The organism is Alcanivorax sp. HI0083 (assembly GCF_001635175.1).
Map to the genome: position 1 here is coordinate 1 of NZ_LWFX01001493.1, position 833 is coordinate 833.

Annotated in this window: 2 protein-coding genes; both read right to left on the minus strand. The window is 46.7% G+C overall.

Annotation, left to right across the window (positions count from 1 at the left end):
- Positions 1–146: 146 nt before the first annotated feature.
- The gene (locus A3754_RS22620) at positions 147–497 is read right to left on the minus strand and encodes a DUF3147 family protein (RefSeq protein ID WP_035246388.1); all 351 of its coding nucleotides are present in this window, start codon (positions 495–497) and stop codon (positions 147–149) included.
- Between the two features lie 30 nt (positions 498–527).
- The coding region (locus A3754_RS28095) for a DUF6488 family protein (RefSeq protein ID WP_197468790.1) at positions 528–833 on the minus strand (306 nt) is incomplete at its 5' end.

Here is an 833-nt window from a genome sequence, read left to right on the forward strand (position 1 = left end):
TTCAGGCTACCTACTCTTTCTATGAAGAATATACTCACATATTTGACCCACGCCTAAATAACACGCCTATTATTGAATTCTGACAGCCAGCAATCGACATTAGTCTAAACAGGATTGGGCTATTTTCCGCAAAATAGTCGCTTTCCTCACCATAGATCAATTCCCCAGCGTTTTACCAAGAAAGCAAGCAGAGCAAAACAAAACACGGTCAAAAAAGCTGACACTAATAAAGCCAGCCAAAATCCCCAGCGCTCAAGCATTGCTGGGAATAAGGCGAACATGGGCAGCGTTGGGAGCACATACCAAAAGGTATACCAAGCATGATTGGCCAGTTTGGCAGTGGGTTGGCCCTCAAAATAAAGCCACACCAAGACCATTAGTGTAACGACAGGCAGTGACGCCAATAGCGCCCCCACCCTATCACTCTGCTTAGCCAGCTCGGAAACCAAGACTATAATTGCTGCTGATACTAGGTATTTAATGACTAGCATTGACATAATTTTTCCTCTTGATTCCCTAGCTTAATATCAATCAATTCCTTTGAACTCACCAGTGAAGTTTACGTCGTACACATTACCCGTGTTGGTCATAAGTATATAAAGCGTTCGCTCCTCATCTTCATGATCCATAGCCACAATGTAATATCCGGGGCCAAATTTACTGATACCCACGCTCTCGTCGGGGATCTCTCTCCAGCTTTCGTCCAGTTTGCCAAATCCCATACCCCGATCTTCCTCGGTGAGCTCGACAGCCACATACCTGGCTACTTCCTCCGCCTGATCGGCGGTTACCGTGGCATGCCCTCCGCCGTGAGAAAACACCGGCGAGGCAAA